This window comes from Streptomyces coeruleorubidus (assembly GCF_008705135.1).
GTDB lineage: Bacteria > Actinomycetota > Actinomycetes > Streptomycetales > Streptomycetaceae > Streptomyces > Streptomyces coeruleofuscus.
This window is the reverse complement of record NZ_CP023694.1, coordinates 4933945-4951143: the sequence shown is the minus strand read 5'-3', so window position 1 is coordinate 4951143 and position 17199 is coordinate 4933945. Positions and strand designations below refer to the sequence as shown.

The 17199-nt window shown below is 71.7% G+C and carries 12 protein-coding genes; 4 read left to right on the top strand and 8 right to left on the bottom strand.

Annotated elements, in window-relative coordinates; translation table 11 throughout:
* Window positions 1-104: 104 nt before the first annotated feature.
* The gene (locus tag CP976_RS22880; RefSeq protein WP_167537393.1) at window positions 105-2318 is read right to left on the bottom strand and encodes an MMPL family transporter; all 2214 of its coding nucleotides are present in this window, start codon (window positions 2316-2318) and stop codon (window positions 105-107) included.
* A 349-nt stretch (window positions 2319-2667) separates the two neighbouring features.
* Between CP976_RS22880 and CP976_RS22875 the strand changes: the two genes are divergently transcribed.
* Together CP976_RS22875 and CP976_RS22870 are read left to right on the top strand one after the other, a co-directional pair.
* Window positions 2668-2871 (top strand): cold-shock protein, encoded by a 204-nt coding sequence (locus tag CP976_RS22875; RefSeq protein ID WP_010032345.1) that lies wholly within the window; start codon window positions 2668-2670, stop codon window positions 2869-2871.
* A gap of 155 nt (window positions 2872-3026) precedes the next feature.
* On the top strand, window positions 3027-4460 hold the full coding sequence (locus CP976_RS22870) for a DEAD/DEAH box helicase (RefSeq protein ID WP_150482054.1): 1434 nt from the start codon (window positions 3027-3029) through the stop codon (window positions 4458-4460).
* A 265-nt stretch (window positions 4461-4725) separates the two neighbouring features.
* Here CP976_RS22870 and CP976_RS22865 read toward each other — a convergent pair whose 3' ends face one another.
* From CP976_RS22865 to CP976_RS22855, 3 genes are all read right to left on the bottom strand, one after another.
* Window positions 4726-6309: an SMP-30/gluconolactonase/LRE family protein gene (locus CP976_RS22865; RefSeq protein WP_229875431.1), complete on the bottom strand. Its 1584-nt coding sequence runs from the start codon at window positions 6307-6309 to the stop codon at window positions 4726-4728.
* Between the two features lie 32 nt (window positions 6310-6341).
* Complete coding sequence (locus CP976_RS22860; protein WP_150482053.1) at window positions 6342-8144, bottom strand: flavin-containing monooxygenase; 1803 nt, start codon at window positions 8142-8144, stop codon at window positions 6342-6344.
* A 67-nt stretch (window positions 8145-8211) separates the two neighbouring features.
* The gene (locus tag CP976_RS22855; RefSeq protein WP_150482052.1) at window positions 8212-8982 is read right to left on the bottom strand and encodes an SDR family NAD(P)-dependent oxidoreductase; all 771 of its coding nucleotides are present in this window, start codon (window positions 8980-8982) and stop codon (window positions 8212-8214) included.
* A 159-nt stretch (window positions 8983-9141) separates the two neighbouring features.
* Between CP976_RS22855 and CP976_RS22850 the strand changes: the two genes are divergently transcribed.
* Window positions 9142-9762 carry a TetR/AcrR family transcriptional regulator gene (locus CP976_RS22850; protein ID WP_190146858.1) on the top strand — a complete coding sequence of 207 codons (621 nt, stop codon included), beginning with the start codon at window positions 9142-9144 and terminating at the stop codon, window positions 9760-9762.
* Window positions 9763-9835: 73 nt separating this feature from the next.
* On the opposite strand, the gene CP976_RS22845 is transcribed toward CP976_RS22850, so the two are convergent.
* On the bottom strand, window positions 9836-10705 hold the full coding sequence (locus CP976_RS22845) for an LLM class flavin-dependent oxidoreductase (RefSeq protein WP_150482051.1): 870 nt from the start codon (window positions 10703-10705) through the stop codon (window positions 9836-9838).
* A gap of 150 nt (window positions 10706-10855) precedes the next feature.
* Window positions 10856-12907 carry an RICIN domain-containing protein gene (locus CP976_RS22840; protein WP_150482050.1) on the bottom strand — a complete coding sequence of 684 codons (2052 nt, stop codon included), beginning with the start codon at window positions 12905-12907 and terminating at the stop codon, window positions 10856-10858.
* A gap of 312 nt (window positions 12908-13219) precedes the next feature.
* Between CP976_RS22840 and CP976_RS22835 the strand changes: the two genes are divergently transcribed.
* The gene (locus CP976_RS22835) at window positions 13220-14212 is read left to right on the top strand and encodes a LacI family DNA-binding transcriptional regulator (protein ID WP_150485456.1); all 993 of its coding nucleotides are present in this window, start codon (window positions 13220-13222) and stop codon (window positions 14210-14212) included.
* A gap of 409 nt (window positions 14213-14621) precedes the next feature.
* Here the strand turns inward: CP976_RS22835 and CP976_RS22825 are convergent, their stop codons facing one another.
* The gene (locus CP976_RS22825; protein WP_150482049.1) at window positions 14622-15551 is read right to left on the bottom strand and encodes an amidohydrolase family protein; all 930 of its coding nucleotides are present in this window, start codon (window positions 15549-15551) and stop codon (window positions 14622-14624) included.
* Between the two features lie 144 nt (window positions 15552-15695).
* Complete coding sequence (locus CP976_RS22820; RefSeq protein ID WP_150482048.1) at window positions 15696-17090, bottom strand: erythromycin esterase family protein; 1395 nt, start codon at window positions 17088-17090, stop codon at window positions 15696-15698.
* Between the last annotated feature and the right edge of the window lie 109 nt (window positions 17091-17199).

Below are 17199 nucleotides of genomic sequence, written 5' to 3'. Positions count from 1 at the left end.
CCGGGGTGTGGGCTGGGGACCATCGTGGTCGACATCGGGCGGGAACGCCCGAGCGGCCGCCCGTGTCCTTCGCCACGGGCGGCCCTGATGCCGGGGGGTGTGTGTCAGGTCCGCGCCGGTTCCGGCTCGGGTGCGGTGTCCGCCGCCGGTTCCCGCGCCTCCGGCCTGCGGGCGAGCGCCTCTCCCTCCACGTCGACGCGGGGCAGCACCCGGTCCAGCCACTTCGGCAGCCACCACGCCTTGTGGCCGAGCAGGGCGAGGACGGCGGGCACGATGGCCATCCGGACGACGAACGCGTCGAACAGGACGGCGGAGGCGAGCCCGAACCCGATCATCTTGATCATGGAGTCGCTCTCGCCGATGAACCCGGCGAACACCGCGATCATGATCAGGGCCGCCGCCACGACCACCCGGGCGCTGTGCCGGAAGCCGGACGTGACCGCCTGCGCGGGCGACTCGCCGTGGACGTACGCCTCCCGCATCCGTGAGACGAGGAACACCTCGTAGTCCATCGCGAGGCCGAAGACGATGCCCACCAGGAAGATCGGCATCAGGCTCATGATCGGGCCGGTCTGCTCCACGCCGAGGAGTTCGGCGCCGTGGCCCTGCTGGAACACCACGACGACCACGCCGAGCGAGGCGAGCACCGACAGAAGGAAGCCGAGGGCCGCCTTGAGCGGGACGAGCAGGGACCGGAAGACCACCAGCAGCAGCACGATCGCCAGGCCGACGACCACCGTCAGGTAGGGGACCAGCGCGGCCTGCACCTTCTGCGCGATGTCGATGTTCATCGCGGTGGTGCCGGTGACCTCGTAGCTCGCGCCCGTTCCGGACTCGATGCCGGACCGCTCGTCGCGGATCGTCGTCACCAGGTTCTTGGTCTTCTCGTCGGTCGGCGCGGTGGACGGCACGACCGAGAAGACGGCGGTGTCCCCGGCGTCGTTGAAGCGGGCCGCGGAGACGGACACGACGCCCTTGGTGGCGCCGATCTCCTCGGCGATCTCGTCCGCTGCGCCCTTGGGGTCGGCGGCGCCCTTGCCGTCCACGACGACGGTCAGCGGGCCGTTGAAGCCCGGCCCGAAGCCCTCGGCGAGCGCGTCGTAGGCGCGGCGTTCGGTGGTGGAGACCGGCTTGGCCTCGTCCCCGGGCATGCCCAGCTGGAGGCCGGCCGCGGGCAGGGCCAGGGCACCGAGGCCGACGACGCCGAGGAGCAGGACGGGTATCGGGCGGCGCAGCACGAACCGGGCCCAGCGGGTGCCGCCGTTGTCGCCGCCGCTCTCCTCGATCCGGCCGCTCTTGCGGGCCCGCCGGGTGAGCACGGCGTTCGGCCAGAAACCGAGCAGGGCCGGGACGAGCGTCAGCGCGATCAGCACGGCGACGACGACCGCGCCGGCGGCGGCCAGGCCCATCTTGGTGAGCATCGGGATGCCGACCACGGCGAGCCCGGCCAGCGCGATGACGACGGTGAGCCCGGCGAACACGACAGCGGACCCGGCCGTGCCGGCGGCGAGTCCGGCCGCCTCCTGCGGCGCACGGCCCTTGGCGCGCTCCTCCCGGTAGCGGGACACCACGAACAGGGCGTAGTCGATGCCGACGGCGAGGCCCAGCATCATCGCCAGGGTGCCGGTGGTGGTGGACAGGCCGAGGGCGCTCGACAGGGCGAGGATCGTGGCCATGCTGACGCCGACGCCGACGAGGGCGGTCAGCAGGGGGAGCCCGGCGGCGGCCAGGGAGCCGAAGGTGACGAGGAGGACGACGGCGGCGATCGCGACGCCGATCACCTCGGCGGTGCCGCCCGGCCCGGCGTTGGACTCCAGCGCGGTGCCGCCCGCCTCGACGGTCAGCCCGGAGTCCCGGGCCTGGTCGATGGCGCGCTCCAGATGGGTCCGGCTGGCGTCGGTGAGGTCGTTCGCCCCGACCTTGTAGGTGACGGTCGCGAAGGCGGTCGAGCCGTCCTTGCTGATCGTCTTCACCCGGAACGGGTCGACGGCGCTCGCGACCTGCGTACCGTCGCCGAGACCGGTCACGGCCTTCTCGATGGCCTGCTTGTTCCCGGCCGCGGTGACCTTCTCGCCGCCGGGCGCGATGAACACGACCCGGGCGGTCGCCCCGTCGGCCGTGGCCCCGGGGAAGCGCTCTTCCATCAGGTCGAACGCCTTCTGGGACTCGATGCCGGGCATCGAGAACTCCTCGTCGGCGGCCCCCGGCGCCTTGAGGGCGCCGAGCCCGACGGCGGCCAGGACGGCCGCCCAGACCAGGGCGACGTACCAGCGTCGCCGGAAGGCCAGTCGGCCCACTCGATACAGGAAAGTTGCCACGGCAGCAGGTCTCCACATCTGGTGTCGATCGTCTGCCAAGGCTCTCTGCGAGCGGGCCGTCCCGTCGTCGTGCGGCTGCCGACAATCCCGGCTACTCGGAACGCAGTACGAGCGAGGCCTCCGTCCACCTCGGGTACGAGATTCCCGAGCCATCCGGCGAGTCCTGTGCTACCGTCGTTGTTGTTGCAGTTTTGGTTCCCAGAGACTTCGAGTGCTCTATCGACCTTTTGTCGACGAGCACTCTTTTTAGTTTTCGAGGATTTTCGGATCTCTCCGAGGGTGATCATTTCAGCAACTCCGAGTCCGTAAAGTGCGGGTCTCGGGTTTGTCCCCCTAAGGGAGATTCAGCATGGCATCTGGCACTGTGAAGTGGTTCAACGCGGAAAAGGGCTTCGGCTTCATCGAGCAGGAGGGCGGCGGTCCCGACGTGTTCGCCCACTACTCGAACATCGCCACCTCCGGCTTCCGCGAGCTTCAGGAAGGCCAGAAGGTTACCTTCGACGTCACGCAGGGCCAGAAGGGCCCGCAGGCCGAGAACATCGTGCCCGCCTGACGCTGACGCGTCCGACGTGACCGGGGCCCGCACCGTGAGGTGCGGGCCCCAGCCTTGTTTGCATCCAACACCCGGCTCAGTCTGCGAATCCTGGTGCGGCCCGTTCACAGCCGCCGGGAATTCCCCGATACGTGCCGCATCGAGGAAGGATCCCCTTGGATCGCACCGCTCGCAAGAACAACGGCTCGCCCCACTCCCGTAAGGCCGGGGGCCGAGGCACGTCGGCCCGTGGCGCCGGAGCGGCCCGCGGCGGCCACGGACGCCGCCCCGCGCCCGGCGGGGAGTTCGCGCCGCCGGCCACCATCACCCCGGCGCTGCCCCCCGTCGAGGACTTCGCCGGTCTCGGCCTGCCCGACCGGCTGCTGGCCGCACTGGGCGCCGAAGGCATGACCGTGCCGTTCCCGATCCAGGCGGCGACGCTGCCCAACTCCCTGGCCGGCCGGGACGTGCTGGGCCGCGGGCGCACGGGGTCGGGCAAGACGCTCGCCTTCGGCCTCGCCGTACTGGCCCGCATCGACGGGCAGCGGGCCGAGCCCCGGCAGCCGGTGGCCCTCGTCCTCGTCCCCACCCGGGAACTGGCCCAGCAGGTCACCGACGCGCTCACCCCCTACGCGCAGGCGTTGCGCCTGCGGCTCACCACGGTGGTCGGCGGCATGTCGATCGGCCGCCAGGCGAGCGCGCTGCGCGGCGGTGCCGAGGTCGTCGTCGCGACGCCCGGCCGGCTCAAGGACCTCATAGACCGCGGCGACTGCCGGCTGGACCGCGTCACCGTCACCGTCCTGGACGAGGCCGACCAGATGACGGACATGGGCTTCATGCCGCAGGTGACCGCGCTGCTCGACCAGGTGCAGCCCGGGGGCCAGCGGCTGCTGTTCTCGGCCACGCTGGACCGCAACGTCGACCGCCTGGTCCGCACCTACCTCCACGACCCCGTGGTCCACTCCGTCGATCCGTCGGCCGGCGCGGTCACCACCATGGAGCATCACCTGCTGCACGTGGAGGACGCCGACAAGCACGCCACCACGACGGAGATCGCCGCCCGCGACGGCCGTGTGATCATGTTCCTGGACACCAAGCACGCCGCCGACCGGCTGGCCAAGAAGCTCCTGGCCGTCGGGGTGCGCGCCTCGGCCCTGCACGGCGGCAAGTCCCAGTCCCAGCGCACCCGGACCCTGGCCCGGTTCAAGGACGGCGAGGTCACGGTCCTGGTGGCCACCAACGTCGCCGCCCGCGGCATCCACGTCGACAACCTCGACCTCGTCGTCAACGTGGACCCGCCCGCCGACCACAAGGACTATCTGCACCGGGGCGGCCGTACCGCCCGGGCCGGCGAGTCGGGCACCGTCGTCACGCTGGTCCTGCCCCACCAGCGCCGCGAGACGGCCCGCCTGATGGCCGACGCCGGCATCTCCCCGCGCGTCACCCGGGTCCGCTCGGGCGAGGCCGAACTGAGCCGCATCACCGGTGCGCAGGCGCCGTCGGGCGTCCCCGTCGTCCTCACGCCGCCGCCCTCCGAGAGCGGCCCCGCGCGCACGAGTTCCGCCCCGCGCGCACGGCGCGGCAGGCCCGCCCGGGGCCGCCGCCGCTGACCCGCTCCCCGGAGCGTTCGCCGGGTCCCTCCCCGGATCCCCCCGGGATACCTCCCGTGAGCGGAGGCCTGGCTCGGCGCGGCCCCCGGCGGGGCGCCGACCGCCAGGTCTTCCGCCTCGACGCGGGTGCCGCCCGTCGTCAGGGCGGCCGGCCGGCGCAAGCGTTGAGCGGCCCCGCGCGCACGGGTTCGGGCCCGGTCCCGGCAGGCCCGCCCGGGGCCGCCGCCGCTGACCCGCTCTCAGGAGCGGAGGCCGCGCGGCCGCGTCACGTGCCGGTCCGCGCCGGAGACAGCCGCACCACCGTCCCCTCCCCGTTCGACGACAGGAGCAGGGAGCCGTCCGGGGCGGTGGTGAGACCCGCGAACCGGGGGGCCACGCCGGGCAGTCCGTGGGCGAAGAGGGCGGGGGCCTGACGCGGCGGCGTGCTGCCACGGGGGATGCCGACCGCCAGGTCTTCGGCCTCGACGCGGGTGCCGCCCGTCGTCAGGGAGACGGACCAGAGCCGGCGGTTCGCGGTGTCCACGGTGAAGAGTTCGTCGCCGTGGACGGCCAGCCCCTGGGGAGCGCCTAGGCCGTCCGCGACCGGCACCGGCTCGCCGTCGTCGATGCGCAGTACCGCCCCGCGCCGGTCGTCGCTGACGTAGCAGCGCCCGTCGGCGTCGAGCGTGACGTCCACGGGGTGGTCGAGGCCTTCGGCCAGGACCGTGACCGTGTCCGCCTCGTCGATGGCGATGACGCGGCCGGCGCCCGTCTCGGCGACGACGAGGGTGCCGTCGGGCCGGACCGTGATGCCGAGGGGCTGGTTCAGGCCCGTCGCCCTGGTGCGGGTGGCGCCGGTGGCGGGGGCGTAGGTCTGGACCGTGCCGAACTGCGAGGTCGTGTGCAGGACTTCGCCGTCGGCCGTGATGCCGTGGACGAAGGGCTGGAGGATTTCCGTGGTGACGTCGCCCGAGGCGCCGGCGTCGGGCTCCTCGGGGCGGGCCACCCGGTAGTGGTCGGCCGCGTACACCGTGCCGCCGAGGTCGATCGTCACGCCGTAGGGGCCGTCCAGGCCGCGCGGCACGACGGGGCGGGTGCGGCCGTCGGGGCGCAGTTCCGTGATGCCGCCGCTCGCGAAGCTGGAGACGAACATGCGGTTCTCCGCGTCGAACGCGGCGTTGTCCAGGCCCGTGACACCGCTGGTGACCAGCGAGCGGGAGCCCGTGCCGTGCAGGTCGACGCGGGTGACGATGCCCTCGGGGCCACGCGACAGGACGTGCAGGACGCCGCCCTGGTCGAAGCGGACCGCGACCGGGTCGTGCACGTCCTCGGCGACGACCTCGGGCACACCGCCGTCGGGCGGTATGCGCCAGACCTGCCGGCTGACCATGTGCGGGTAGTACAGGCAGCCGTCCGGGCCGAGTTGCATGGCGTTGCCGAGGGCCAGTCCGTCGGTCAGGACGACCGGGTCGCCGCCCTCGGGGAACAGCTCCAGCAGCCGGCCGTTCATCCTCATCTCGTTGACGAAGAGCCGGTCGCCGACGCACGTGATGCCGTTGGGCACCTTCACCTCGTCGCATACGAGGCCGTACCCGCCGTCGGGACTGCGGCGCCACACCCGGCCGGGGACGAGGTCGGCGATGTACATCGAACCGTCCGTCCCGAAGGCCAGGTCGTCGGGCGACTGCACCGGGCCGTCCGGCGGGACCACGACCTCGACGTCCCCGGTGGCCGGGTCGACGGCGCTGATCTGCCCGGCGAGGAACTGCGCGACGTACAGCCGCCCGTCGGGGCCGAACGCGACGCCGTTGGAACCCCAGAGGGGATTGGGTGAGTTGAGGCGGCGGGCCTGCCAGCGGGTGCTGCGCACGCCACTCGCTTCGTACCTGCCCGAACGCCCCGTCACGAGCCCAGCACCTCGTCCATGCCGCCCTCCGCCCGCCAGCGCCGGATCAGCTCGTAGAACGCGATCGGGCCGTCGCCGTACGACTCGCTGCGGGGTCTCGGCATGCCCTCGGCGTTGTAGTAGCCGGGGGTGCACTCGGACTGGAACTTGTACAGGTCCACCGACTTCTCGCGGATCACGGCCCCCCAGGAGGCCTCCGCCCCGGCCGTCGGCTCCACGCACCGGACCCCGCGCCTGCGGGCCTCGCCGATCACCTCGGCGACGTGCGTGGCCTGCTCGTCCAGGACGTGCACGTAGTTCACGGAGCTGGCGGACTGCACCGAGCCGAGCATGAACAGGTTGGGGAAACCGCGGCTGTAGAAGCCGTGCAGGGTCCTCGGGCCGGTCTGCCGCCAGGCGTCCAGCAGGGCGACGCCGTCCCTGCCGTGCGCGGGGAGCTGCCCGGACAGCAGGCCCGAGACGCCGACCTCGAAACCGGTGCCGAAGATGACGCAGTCGACCTCGTGCTCGACCCCGCCGACGACGACGGCGTGCTCGGTGACGCGCTCCACGCCCCCGTGGTCGGCCGTGTCCACGAGGGTGACGTTCGGCCGGTTGAAGGTCTCCAGGTAACTGTCGCTGAAGGTGGGCCGCTTGCACATGTAGCGGTACCAGGGCTTGAGCTTCTCGGCCGTCGCCGGGTCCTCGACGATCGCGTCGACCCGGGCCCGCAGCTCGTTCATCTTCTGGAAGTCGGCGATCTCCTCCAGACGTTCGCGCTCCTCGGGCGTGAGACCGGTGAAGCCGTCGGTGGGGATGAGCTTCTGCTGGAGGCGGGCCGTGCTGGTCCAGCCGTCGGCCACCAGGTCCTCCTCGGCCGGGCCGCCCGTGACGACCGCGAGGAAGTTGTCCCGGCGCCGCCGCGCCCAGCCGGGCTTCAGCGAGCCGGCCCACTCGGGGTCGGTGGGGCGCTGGCCGCGCACGTCCACGGAGGACGGCGTGCGCTGGAACACGTACAGGTGCCGGGCGTCCCGCCCCAGGTGCGGCACGACCTGGATGGCCGTGGCGCCGGTGCCGATGAGGGCGACGCGCTTGTCGGCGAGCTTGTGCAGTCCGCCGTTCGCGTCGCCGCCGGTGTAGTCGTAGTCCCAGCGGCTGGTGTGGAACATGTGGCCCTTGAAGGTCTCGATGCCTTCGATCCCGGGCAGTTTGGGCTGGCTGAGCAGCCCGGTGGCCACGACCACGTGGCGTGCGGTCATGCGGTCACCGCGGTCGGTGGTGACGACCCACGCGGACTCGCCCTCGTCCCAGCGCAGTTCGCTCACCTGCGTGCGGAAACAGGCGTCGCGGTAGAGGCCGAAGTGCCGTGCGATCGCCTGTGCGTGCTGCCGGATCTCCTCGCCCGGCGCGTACTTCCACTTCGGGACGTAGCCGAGCTCCTCCAGCAGCGGCAGGTAGACGTACGACTCGATGTCGCAGTGGATCCCCGGGTACCGGTTCCAGTACCAGGTGCCGCCGAAGTCGGCGCCCTTCTCGATGATCCGGACGTTCTCCACGCCGGCCTGGCGCAGCCGGGCGCCGGTCAGCAGGCCGCCGAACCCGCCGCCGACGACCACCACGTCCATGTGGTCGCGCAGCGGCTCCCGGGTGAACCCGGGCTCGGCGTACGGGTCCTCGTCGAAGTGGCCGAACTCGCCGGTGGTACGCCGGTACTGGCGGTTGCCGTCGGGGCGGATCCGCCGGTCCCGCTCGGCCCGGTACCGCTCGCGCAGGGCGTCCGGGTCGAAGCCGAGGGTGTCCGGGGTGTGGGGGGCGGACATGGGTGTCCTCTTCCTCTCGTGGGGCGTCGTGGGGCGCAGTGGGGCATAGCGGGGCGCCGTGGGGCGATCAGACGGCGGCCCAGGCGTTGTCCACCGGCAGGACGACGCCGTTGACGCCGCTCGCCGCGTCGGAGGCGAGATACACGATGGCGGCTGCCTGCTCCTCCGGTTCGCAGATGCGGCCCATGTTGACGAAGTGCCTGCCGACGACGGCCGGTCCGTGGGCCTCCCGGTCGATGTGGACATCGGCGGTGATGTCGGTGGCCGTGCCGCCCGGGGCTATGGCGTTGGTGCGGATGCCCTGGTCCCGGTACATCACCGCGAGGGAGCGGGTGAGCCCGAGGACGCCGTGCTTGGAGGCGGTGTACGCCGTGCCGGCCGCGCTGCCGCGCAGCGCCGCCTCGGACGCGGTGTTGACGATGGCGCCGCCGCCCGCCGCGATCATGTGCGGCAGGGCGGCACGGGTCAGCAGGAACGGTGCGGTGAGGTTGATCCGCAGGACCCGCTCCCACTCGGCGTCCGTGACGTCCGCGGCGGCGGACATGCTGTCCATGACTCCGGCGTTGTTGACCAGCACGTCGATGCCGCCGAAGGTGTCGACCGCGGCGGCCACGACCGCGTCGACGACGGCGCTGTCGCTCAGGTCGCCCGTGACGGCGACGGCCGTTCCTCCGGCGGACTCGATGGCACCGACGACGCTCTTGGCCCCCGCGGCGTTCAGGTCGGCGACCACGACCCGCGCTCCCTCCTCGGCGAACCGCAGGGCGGTGGCGCGGCCGATGCCGGAGGCGGCTCCGGTGACGATGACGCTCTTGCCCGACAGACCCGTGGCACCCATGGCGCTCCTCTGCTCGTCGCGTTGACCCGGCGTCAGGCACAGTACTGGTTTTTGTCTCAGTGCGACATAAAGACGCGGAGTGCCAACAGGTCGTTTCACGCCATGAAGGCAGGGCTCGACGTAAAATAGAGTGGGCGCGCGGCAAGTCGAGGAGGGCGCATGGCCGGACGATCGGGTGGGGCCACGGGCCGGCCACCACTGACGGAGCGGCGACGCGCCGAGACGCGTATGGAGATCGCCGAGGAGGCGGTCCGGCTCTTCGCCGCGAAGGGCGTGGCGGCGGTCACGGCGGAGGACATCGCCTCCGCGGCAGGGGTGTCGACGCGCACGCTGTGGCGGTACTTCCGCTCCAAGGAGGAGTGCGTACGCCCCCTGCTCACCACGGGCCTCGAACTGCTGACGGACCATCTGCGCGACAGCGGGAGCACTCACGACTCGCTCGCCGAGGCGATCCTGGGCATCCGCTACGACGACGACACCGCACCGCGCCTGCGGGCACTGCGCGATCTGCTGCGGCTGTGCCGTGACGAGCCCGGGCTGCGGGCGGTGTGGCTGGAGGCCCACTACGACGCGGAAGCCGCGTTCGCCGCGATGATCTCCGACCGTACGGGCCGGCCCGCCGGCGATTTCGCGGTCCGGGTGGAAGCGGGCGTGCTGAACACCGCGATGCGCGTCGCGGTGGAGGACTGGGCCCTGCGGTCCGACGGAGTGAGGGGGCCGTCCCTCGCGGAGACCATCACGCGCGCGCTGCGGATGATCGACGTCGCCGAGCGGGGTTGAGGACTCGGCGCAGGCCCCCCTCACCGCCAAGTCGTCTCCGGACGGACACGGGGAGAGCGGCTGAGGTCGCCTGCTACAAGCTGGGCGGGCCCTGCTCGATCCGGCGCAGCACCGGTGCGAGCCGGTCGATCGACTCGCTGGTCTGGATCTGCCGCTCGTCCCACCAGGTGGCTCCGGCCTCGGCCAACGGCCCGATCACATCACGGGTCCGCTCCACGTCGCCGCCCGGCGTGGCACCGCCGAGGACGATCTCGAAGGGAGCTTCGGACGGGCCGCCCTCGCGCTGCCCACGGACGTAGGCGACGAGGTCACGGACCTGGTCGAGGGGCGGCACGTGACCGTGCCTGGCGTCGGTGAACAGGGGAACGACACCGTCCCAGCGGGCGGCCCGGCGCATGGGCGGGCGGTTGGGCCAGAAGCCGGCGACCCAGACCGGCGGCCGGGGACGTTGCACCGTGGCGGGCAGCAGCGTCACGTCCCGGACCCGGTAGTGCCGTCCGTCGTGGTGCACCGGCTCGCCCGACCAGTATCGGCGGAGCAGCTCCAGGCCTTCGTCCAGCCGCTCGGCCAGCACCTTGGTGTCCGTGGTGTCGCCAAAGCTGGCGTACTCGTCCTCGACGGGCCCGCCCAGCCCCGCGCCGAACGTGACCCGGCCCCCGCTCACGGCGTCCAGGGTCGCCACCTGACGGGCGAGCTGCTGCGGACGCCGCCGGGCGACCGGAGTCACCAGGGTGCCGAGCCTGATCCGGGACGTCGCCAGCGCGGCGGCGGTCAGCAGCATCCAGGGATCCCCGAACGGCCTGTCCTCGTGCTCGCGGTGCACCACGTGGTCCCAGACGAACAGCCCGTCCCACCCTGCCTCTTCCACCGCCACGGCCACCTTCGCCACGGTCCTGGGATCGGCGAAGTCACCGAAGTTCGGGATGTTGACCGAGAAACGCATCCCCGCATCGTGCTGCACGGCACAGGCACGGACAACGGATCATCCGGCCAGACTCCGCACCCTTCGCCGCACAGCCGCGCCCCCGACCCGGCCGTCACCATGCGGTGCGGCGGGCCGAGGGCGTCTTATGGGCGTGTGCGGGACGAAGGGCTAGTCAGCCGTCACGTCCGTCACCTTCCAGCGCTGGTTGGAGCCGGAGTTCGGCTGCCAGAGGCCGACCGAGGCGCCTTCGTTCGTGGACTGGCCCCCGACGTCCGGGAGCTGGCCGGTGGCGGCGTTGACCAGGGTCCAGGTGCCGTCGCCGGTCGTGGACATGATCCACTCGGTGGCCTTGTCGCGGCGGCCCTCGTCGGGCTCGGCGACCAGGGCGCCGTCGCGCACGGCCAGGCGCTTGTCCGACGCGGTCTCGGTGAAGACGTACCGCTTGCGGTTGTCCGTGCCGCGGATCTGCTCCACCCGCCACTGCTGACCGCTCGGGTCGGCGGCGTTGGCGCTCTTGATGACCAGACCCGTGCCGTTGTCGGCGAGGGTGAGGTCCTTGCCGCTCTGGACGCCGGTCAGCCGGTAGGTGTGGCCCTTCTTCAGCTCGGCCGCGTCCTTGGCGACGCCGGACACGCCCTTGACGAGGAGGGACGTCACCGACTGGGCCGGCACGGTGACCGTGGCCTGCTTGCCGGAGACCCGGACCGCCTTCTGCTTCTCCAGCTTGCCGTCGGCGCTGGTCACCACGGGGGTGACGGTGGCGCGGGAGGAGACCCGGCCGAACTTCGACAGGTCGAGGGTGACCTCACGGGACTCGGTGGCGCTGTTGACGTGGACGACCGTCGCCGCGTCGCCCTTGCGGGAGACCGCCGCGGTGCTGGAGGTGTCGTCCGTCTTGATCAGCCGGTCGCCGGGCTTGATGAAGTGCGTGAAGTTGCGGGCCGTGTCGAACTTGGTGTTGGTGTAGACGGGGCAGGTCTTGAGCGTGTCCTTGGAGGTGCAGCTGAACGGGAGCTGGATCTCGCCCCAGTTGCCGCCCTTCGCGGACTCGCCGCCCGGCTTCATGTTGTCGTAGTCCTCGACGGGCTGCCAGAACACCCAGGCGCGGGGCTCCAGTTCACGCAGGTCGTCGACGATGCGCTGGGCCAGGCCCAGGCCGGGTCGCATGTCCGTGAAGCTCTGGCCGTCGCCCCAGTCGCCCTCGACCTCGCTCATCCACAGCGGCTTGTCGGCGGCCTTGGCCAGGTCGCGGACGGTGGTGCGCTGGCCGGTGCCGTAGGTGTGGACGTTCATCTGGGCGACCAGGTCACGGACCTCCTGGGGGTAGGAGTTCCAGTTGGTGGCGAAGGTGCCGGGGTTGGTCTCGTCCATGGCGGATATCTCCGCGCCGCTCCTGGACTTCTCCAGGACGGGGGCGAGCGCGCGGAGCACCTTCTGCTGGAGCTCGGGGCCCATGTGGGCGCCCTCCTGGCGGCCTCCGGTCGGCTCGCCGTCCGGGCCGAGCTTGGTGCCCCAGTAGTTGGTGTTCGGCTCGTTGAACGGGTCGAGCGTGTCGACCTTGATGCCGTGCGCCTTCTCCAGCCGCTCGGTCGCGCCCACCAGGTACTTGGCGAAGTCCTCGACGGACTCGGGCTTCAGCTGGTCCTTGCCCGCGTCGAAGTTGCCGGAGACGTAGCCGCTCTCGGTCATGAACCAGGGCGGGGAGTTGCTGAAGGTCTCCCAGTGGGTGATGTCCTTCTTGATGCGGTCGACCCACCAGCGCTGCGTCTTGTCGGCGTGTCTGTTCCAGTCGGCCGGGTCCTCGGCGTCCCACCAGTCGACGTCCTCGCGGGTGGTGCCCGCCGGGGCCTTCCACCAGCCCTCGACCGCGCCGCCGGCCCGCAGGTAGTCCTTGACGTCCGGGGCGTTGCCGCCGCCGATGTTGTAGCGGGCGATGTTCAGCGCGAGGCCCTCGTCGCCGAAGAGGAGCTTGTAGAGCTTCTCGCGGACGGCGGGCGGGTAGTCGCCGGTAGCGTTGGCGAACCAGACCAGGCTCGTGCCCCAGCCTTCGAACTTCTCCTGCTTGTAGGAGGGGTCGGGGCGGACGGTGACCCCGGCCGCCTGAGCGGCGGGCTCGGCGTGCGCGGCGGGCAGGGTGGTGGTGGCCAGGATGGTTCCGGTCGCCACGGCGGTGACGCCGATGGCCCCGAGGAGCCTTCTCTTACGGGTGCGGTGTGCCATCTCGAGTACTCCAGCTCTTCTGCGTCCGCGTGTCCCGGCGGGGGCAGAGATCGGGGCCCGCGTGGGGCGAGTTGTACTGTTTCGCGGCTTTCTCGTACGGTTTCGACTAGGCAATGTTTACGTAAACATCCACTGGCGGGATGTCTACACTGTCCGAATCTCAGGGGTCAAGGAGTCGTTCCGGACCGAAATTTGCGCCGGCTGCGCGGCGAGGGAAGCGAGGGGCAGGTGGGCACGGTGGACGGTGAGAGAGAAGCCATGGGCACGAGCCGTACGAGAAGGCGTCCGGCCCGTCCCCGCCAGGGCGCGTCCATGGCGGACGTCGCCCGGCTCGCCGGTGTCTCCTCCCAGACGGTCTCCCGCGTCTCCAACGGCTTCCCGGGCGTCACCGAAGACACCCGCCGGCAGGTCCTCGCCGCCATGCGGGAGCTGGGCTACCGCCCCAACAGCGCGGCGCGGGCGCTCAAGCGCGGCGAGTTCCGCACCCTCGGCGTGATCACCTTCTCCCTCTCCACCATGGGCAACATCCGCACCCTGGAAGCCATCGCCACCTCCGCGGCCCAGCACGGTTACGCCGTCACGCTGCTGCCCGTCGCCGTCCCCACCCAGGACGAGGTGAACGGCGCCTTCTCCCGTCTGGGCGAACTCGCCGTCGACGCCGTCATCGTCATCATGGAGATCCATCTGCTGGACGCGGCGACGGTGTCGCTGCCGCCCGGTGTGCAGGTCGTCGTGGCCGACTCGGACGCCGGCGACCGCTACACCGTGGTCGACACCGACCAGGCGGGCGGCGCCCGGGACGCCGTACGGCATCTGCTGGACCTCGGTCACGAGACCGTGTGGCACCTGGCCGGCCCGGAGGGCTCCTTCGCCGCCCAGCGCCGCGCCAACGCCTGGCGCGACACGCTCACCGCGGCCGGCCGCGTCACGCCTCCCCTGGTCAGGGGCGACTGGTCGGCCGAGTCCGGCTACCGGGCCGGGCTGCGGCTGGCCGACGAGCCGGACTGCACGGCGGTGTTCGCGGCCAACGACCAGATGGCCCTGGGCCTGCTGAGGGCCCTGCACGAACGCGGCCTGCGCGTCCCCGGCGACATCAGTGTCGTCGGCTTCGACGACATCCCCGAGTCCGCGTCCTTCCTGCCGCCCCTGACCACCATCCACCAGGACTTCGCCGAGGTGGGGCGGCTGTGTGTGGAGGGAGTGCTGAGCAAGATGCGGCAGGACGGGGAGGAGCACGGGACGACGCTGGTGCCTACGCGGTTGGTGCGGCGGGAGAGTACGGGGGCGCCGGGGGCGCGGGCGTGAGGCTGGGCGGGGCAGGCCCTGCGGTTGGTGGGAAGACATCCCGACTGCCGGCGTGACCCCAATGGGCCAAGATCGTTTGGCAGGCCATGAACAACATCAAGCGCGTAGTTTCCGCTGTCTCTCTCGGGGCCGCACTCCTCGGAGTTCTCGCGTCTCCCGCCAGCGCTGTTCCCGACCCCCGTAGCCACCGTGGACTGCGCCGTGCAGGATGTCACCGGGCTTGTCGACCCTGCCGGCCTGGGAGTGCCCGCCGAGGTCCCCGTAACGGGCTGCCTGGCCCCCTGAGTCAGCTGTTTGCTCAATGGTGCGGCGAAGCCGTGCGGCAGCGTCATGCCGTGCGGCCCGTCGCCGGGCATGCCCGCCCCTGGGGATCTCTGCCGGCTGATCACGGCGGCACAAGCGCAAGCCCTCAAAACCCGAACAGCCCTGCCGCGTTGTCGTGGCACACCGCCCGCAGCCAGTCGTCTCCGAGGTCGAGCCGTTCCAGGGCGTGGAGCTGGTCCACGTACGGATAGGGGATGTTGGGGAAGTCGGAACCGAGCAGGACACGGTCGCCGAGTCCGGCCAGCCGGGGCAGGGCCCGGCGGGGGAACGGCATGAAGCTCTCGCTGAAGTCGGTGAACGCCATCGTCGTGTCCAGCCGCACCTCCCCGTACCGCTCGGCGAGGCCGAAGAACTCCTCGTACTCGGGCATCCCCATGTGCGCGACGACCAGCCGCAGCCGGGGGTGCCGGGCCAGTACCCGTGCGATCGGCTCCGGGCCGGTGTGCTTGCCGGGCGCGGGCCCGGACCCGCAGTGGATCACCACGGGGATCCCGGCCTCGGCCAGCAGCCCCCACGCCGGCTGGAGGAGTTCATCGGCGGGGTCGTACGCCCCCACCTGCACATGCGCTTTGAAGACCCGCGCCCCCGCCTCGACGGCCTCCTGGGCGTACGCCTCGACGCCCGGCTCGGGGTAAAGGGTCGCGGTGTGGAGACAGTCGGGGGTGCGACGGGCGAAGTCGACCGCCCAGCCGTTCAGCCAGCGGGCCATGCCCGGCTTGTGCGGGTACACCATCGCGGTGAAGGCCCGTACCCCGAACTCCCGCAGGATGTCCGCCCGTTCCGCCTCCTCCTTCCGATAGGTGATCGGCCACTCCAGCCCGCCGGTCATCGGCCCGAGCCCGTCGAAGTACTCCCACACCTTGTGCAGCACCCGCTCGGGCATGAAGTGCGTGTGCACGTCGACCAGCCCGGGAAGCCCGAGGCGCCCCCAGAAGCGGCGGACCTCACCGGCCTCCGCGCTCGTGGACGCGTCACTGTCAGTGGGCGCGTCAGCCGCCACGCGGTGATCATCCATGCCGCCCACGATCGCGCCGTGGGCGGCGGCGAGTCCACTCCTTTGCGCGAGGGGCGCGTGAGGGATCCGTCACCCGGGCTGTGTGGGAGTGGGAGCGGGTGTTACCGCCCAGGGCCGGACTCCGGCCGCCGAGCCGGACGCCGGTCACCGGTCGCGCAGGTGGGCCGCCTCCACACGGTGCAGGTGGATCAGCACGTCGTGGCTGCGGGCGAGTGCTACGTCGTGCTCCGGCTCCGGGTATGCCGTGCCGATGCTGCGGGTCGGCCGGGCGGCCAGTAGCCAGTTCCGGGCCGGTTGCGGCGCGGTCCGCAGGTCGACGACGTAGTCCCGGTGGCGCACCCGGTCGAGTGTCCGTTCGTTGCTGCCGGGCCCCGCCGGACCGAGGGTGAACCGCCGCACCTCCCCCTCGGGTCCTGTCGCATGGAACGAACCCCGGGCGAAGGTGAAACCGACGCTCACGTACCCGTCACCGAACCGGTCGCGCAGAAACGCGCCCTGCATCTTCGGGTAGTGGACGGGGTCGTCCGGAACGTAGGCGACGTGTGCGTTGTGCGCCGACAGCAGGACCTTGTTCCCCGTGTGCTCCGCCCACCAGGCCACGTTGTCCGCCATGACCGAGTCACGGAAGCGCAGGGCGGCCCGTAGCTGCTCCGGGTCCTCGAAGTCGAAGGCGTAGCCGCGCGCGGTCTGGTCGATGGCCGTGGCGTGCCGCACCGCCCAGTCGTACGCTGCCCGGTCGGCACCCGGCGCCTGCTGCTTCAGCAGCTTCAAAGCCTTACCGGTCCGGTCCGCCCTTTCCTTGCGTTCGGCGTACGGCAGTTGCAGATACTGCTCGATGTACGCGCCCGCCGCCGTCGTGGGCCGCAGCCCTCGGTACAGCGCGGTGAAGCGGGCGAGGAGGCCGGGGTGAGCACGGGCCACGTAGCCGGTGACCTCGTCGTACAGCTCGGGGCCGGCCCACGCGAAGTCGTCGCCCATGAATTGGACCGGGTCGTCGGGGTGTCGGCGGTTGTACGACCGCATCCATTCCACGAGCGCCAGATACTCGGCGTTGTTCCACCACAGGTAGTCCCGCTGGAACTCCTCCCGCATGATGCGCCGCGGGTCCCCCTCACCGCGCAGCACGTAGGCGTTGAGGCGCAGGCCGGTGCTCCAGGGGGCTTCCAGGGCGAAGGTACGGAAGCCCTGTTCCTCGACGAGGTGGCGGAAGACGCGGTGCTTGAGGGCGAAGAACTCGTGCGAGCCGTGGGTGGCTTCGCCCAGGCCGACGACCCGGGCGTCACCGATCATGCGGTCGAGGGGACGCAGGTCGCGGGTGTCCCCACCCGTTTCGACGGTGCGCAACCGGTGGGAGGCGCGATCGAGGGCGTCGACGACGGTGGAGGCGGGCGCGGTGACATGTGCGGTGGTCGGTGCGCTGTTCGGTGCGCCGGCCGTGACTGCCGGGCCGGCCGGCGCAGCCACGGCCGGGATGCCGACTGCGACGGCGCCGAGTGTGACGAGCAAGGTCAGAGCGATGGCGGTCCGATGCCGTGTCATGATCCAAGGTTTCCGCCGCACGGCCACGGAAACCATGCGGTTGACCGCCGACCTGAGGTGGGGGAGGCCTCCAGGCGGACACGGGGGTTTTCCGCAGCGCACAGGCACA

Excerpts from the sequence above, each read along its gene's own strand:
- CP976_RS22855 (WP_150482052.1), bottom strand. The coding sequence starts at position 8,982 with ATGGGTGCCACGGGTCTGTCGGGCAAGAGCGTCATCGTCACCGGAGCC.
- CP976_RS22845 (WP_150482051.1), bottom strand. The coding sequence starts at position 10,705 with ATGCGTTTCTCGGTCAACATCCCGAACTTCGGTGACTTCGCCGATCCC.
- CP976_RS22820 (WP_150482048.1), bottom strand. The coding sequence starts at position 17,090 with ATGACACGGCATCGGACCGCCATCGCTCTGACCTTGCTCGTCACACTC.
- CP976_RS22840 (WP_150482050.1), bottom strand. The coding sequence starts at position 12,907 with ATGGCACACCGCACCCGTAAGAGAAGGCTCCTCGGGGCCATCGGCGTC.
- CP976_RS22875 (WP_010032345.1), top strand. The coding sequence starts at position 2,668 with ATGGCATCTGGCACTGTGAAGTGGTTCAACGCGGAAAAGGGCTTCGGC.
- CP976_RS22860 (WP_150482053.1), bottom strand. The coding sequence starts at position 8,144 with ATGTCCGCCCCCCACACCCCGGACACCCTCGGCTTCGACCCGGACGCC.
- CP976_RS22835 (WP_150485456.1), top strand. The coding sequence starts at position 13,220 with ATGGCGGACGTCGCCCGGCTCGCCGGTGTCTCCTCCCAGACGGTCTCC.
- CP976_RS22825 (WP_150482049.1), bottom strand. The coding sequence starts at position 15,551 with ATGGATGATCACCGCGTGGCGGCTGACGCGCCCACTGACAGTGACGCG.
- CP976_RS22850 (WP_190146858.1), top strand. The coding sequence starts at position 9,142 with ATGGCCGGACGATCGGGTGGGGCCACGGGCCGGCCACCACTGACGGAG.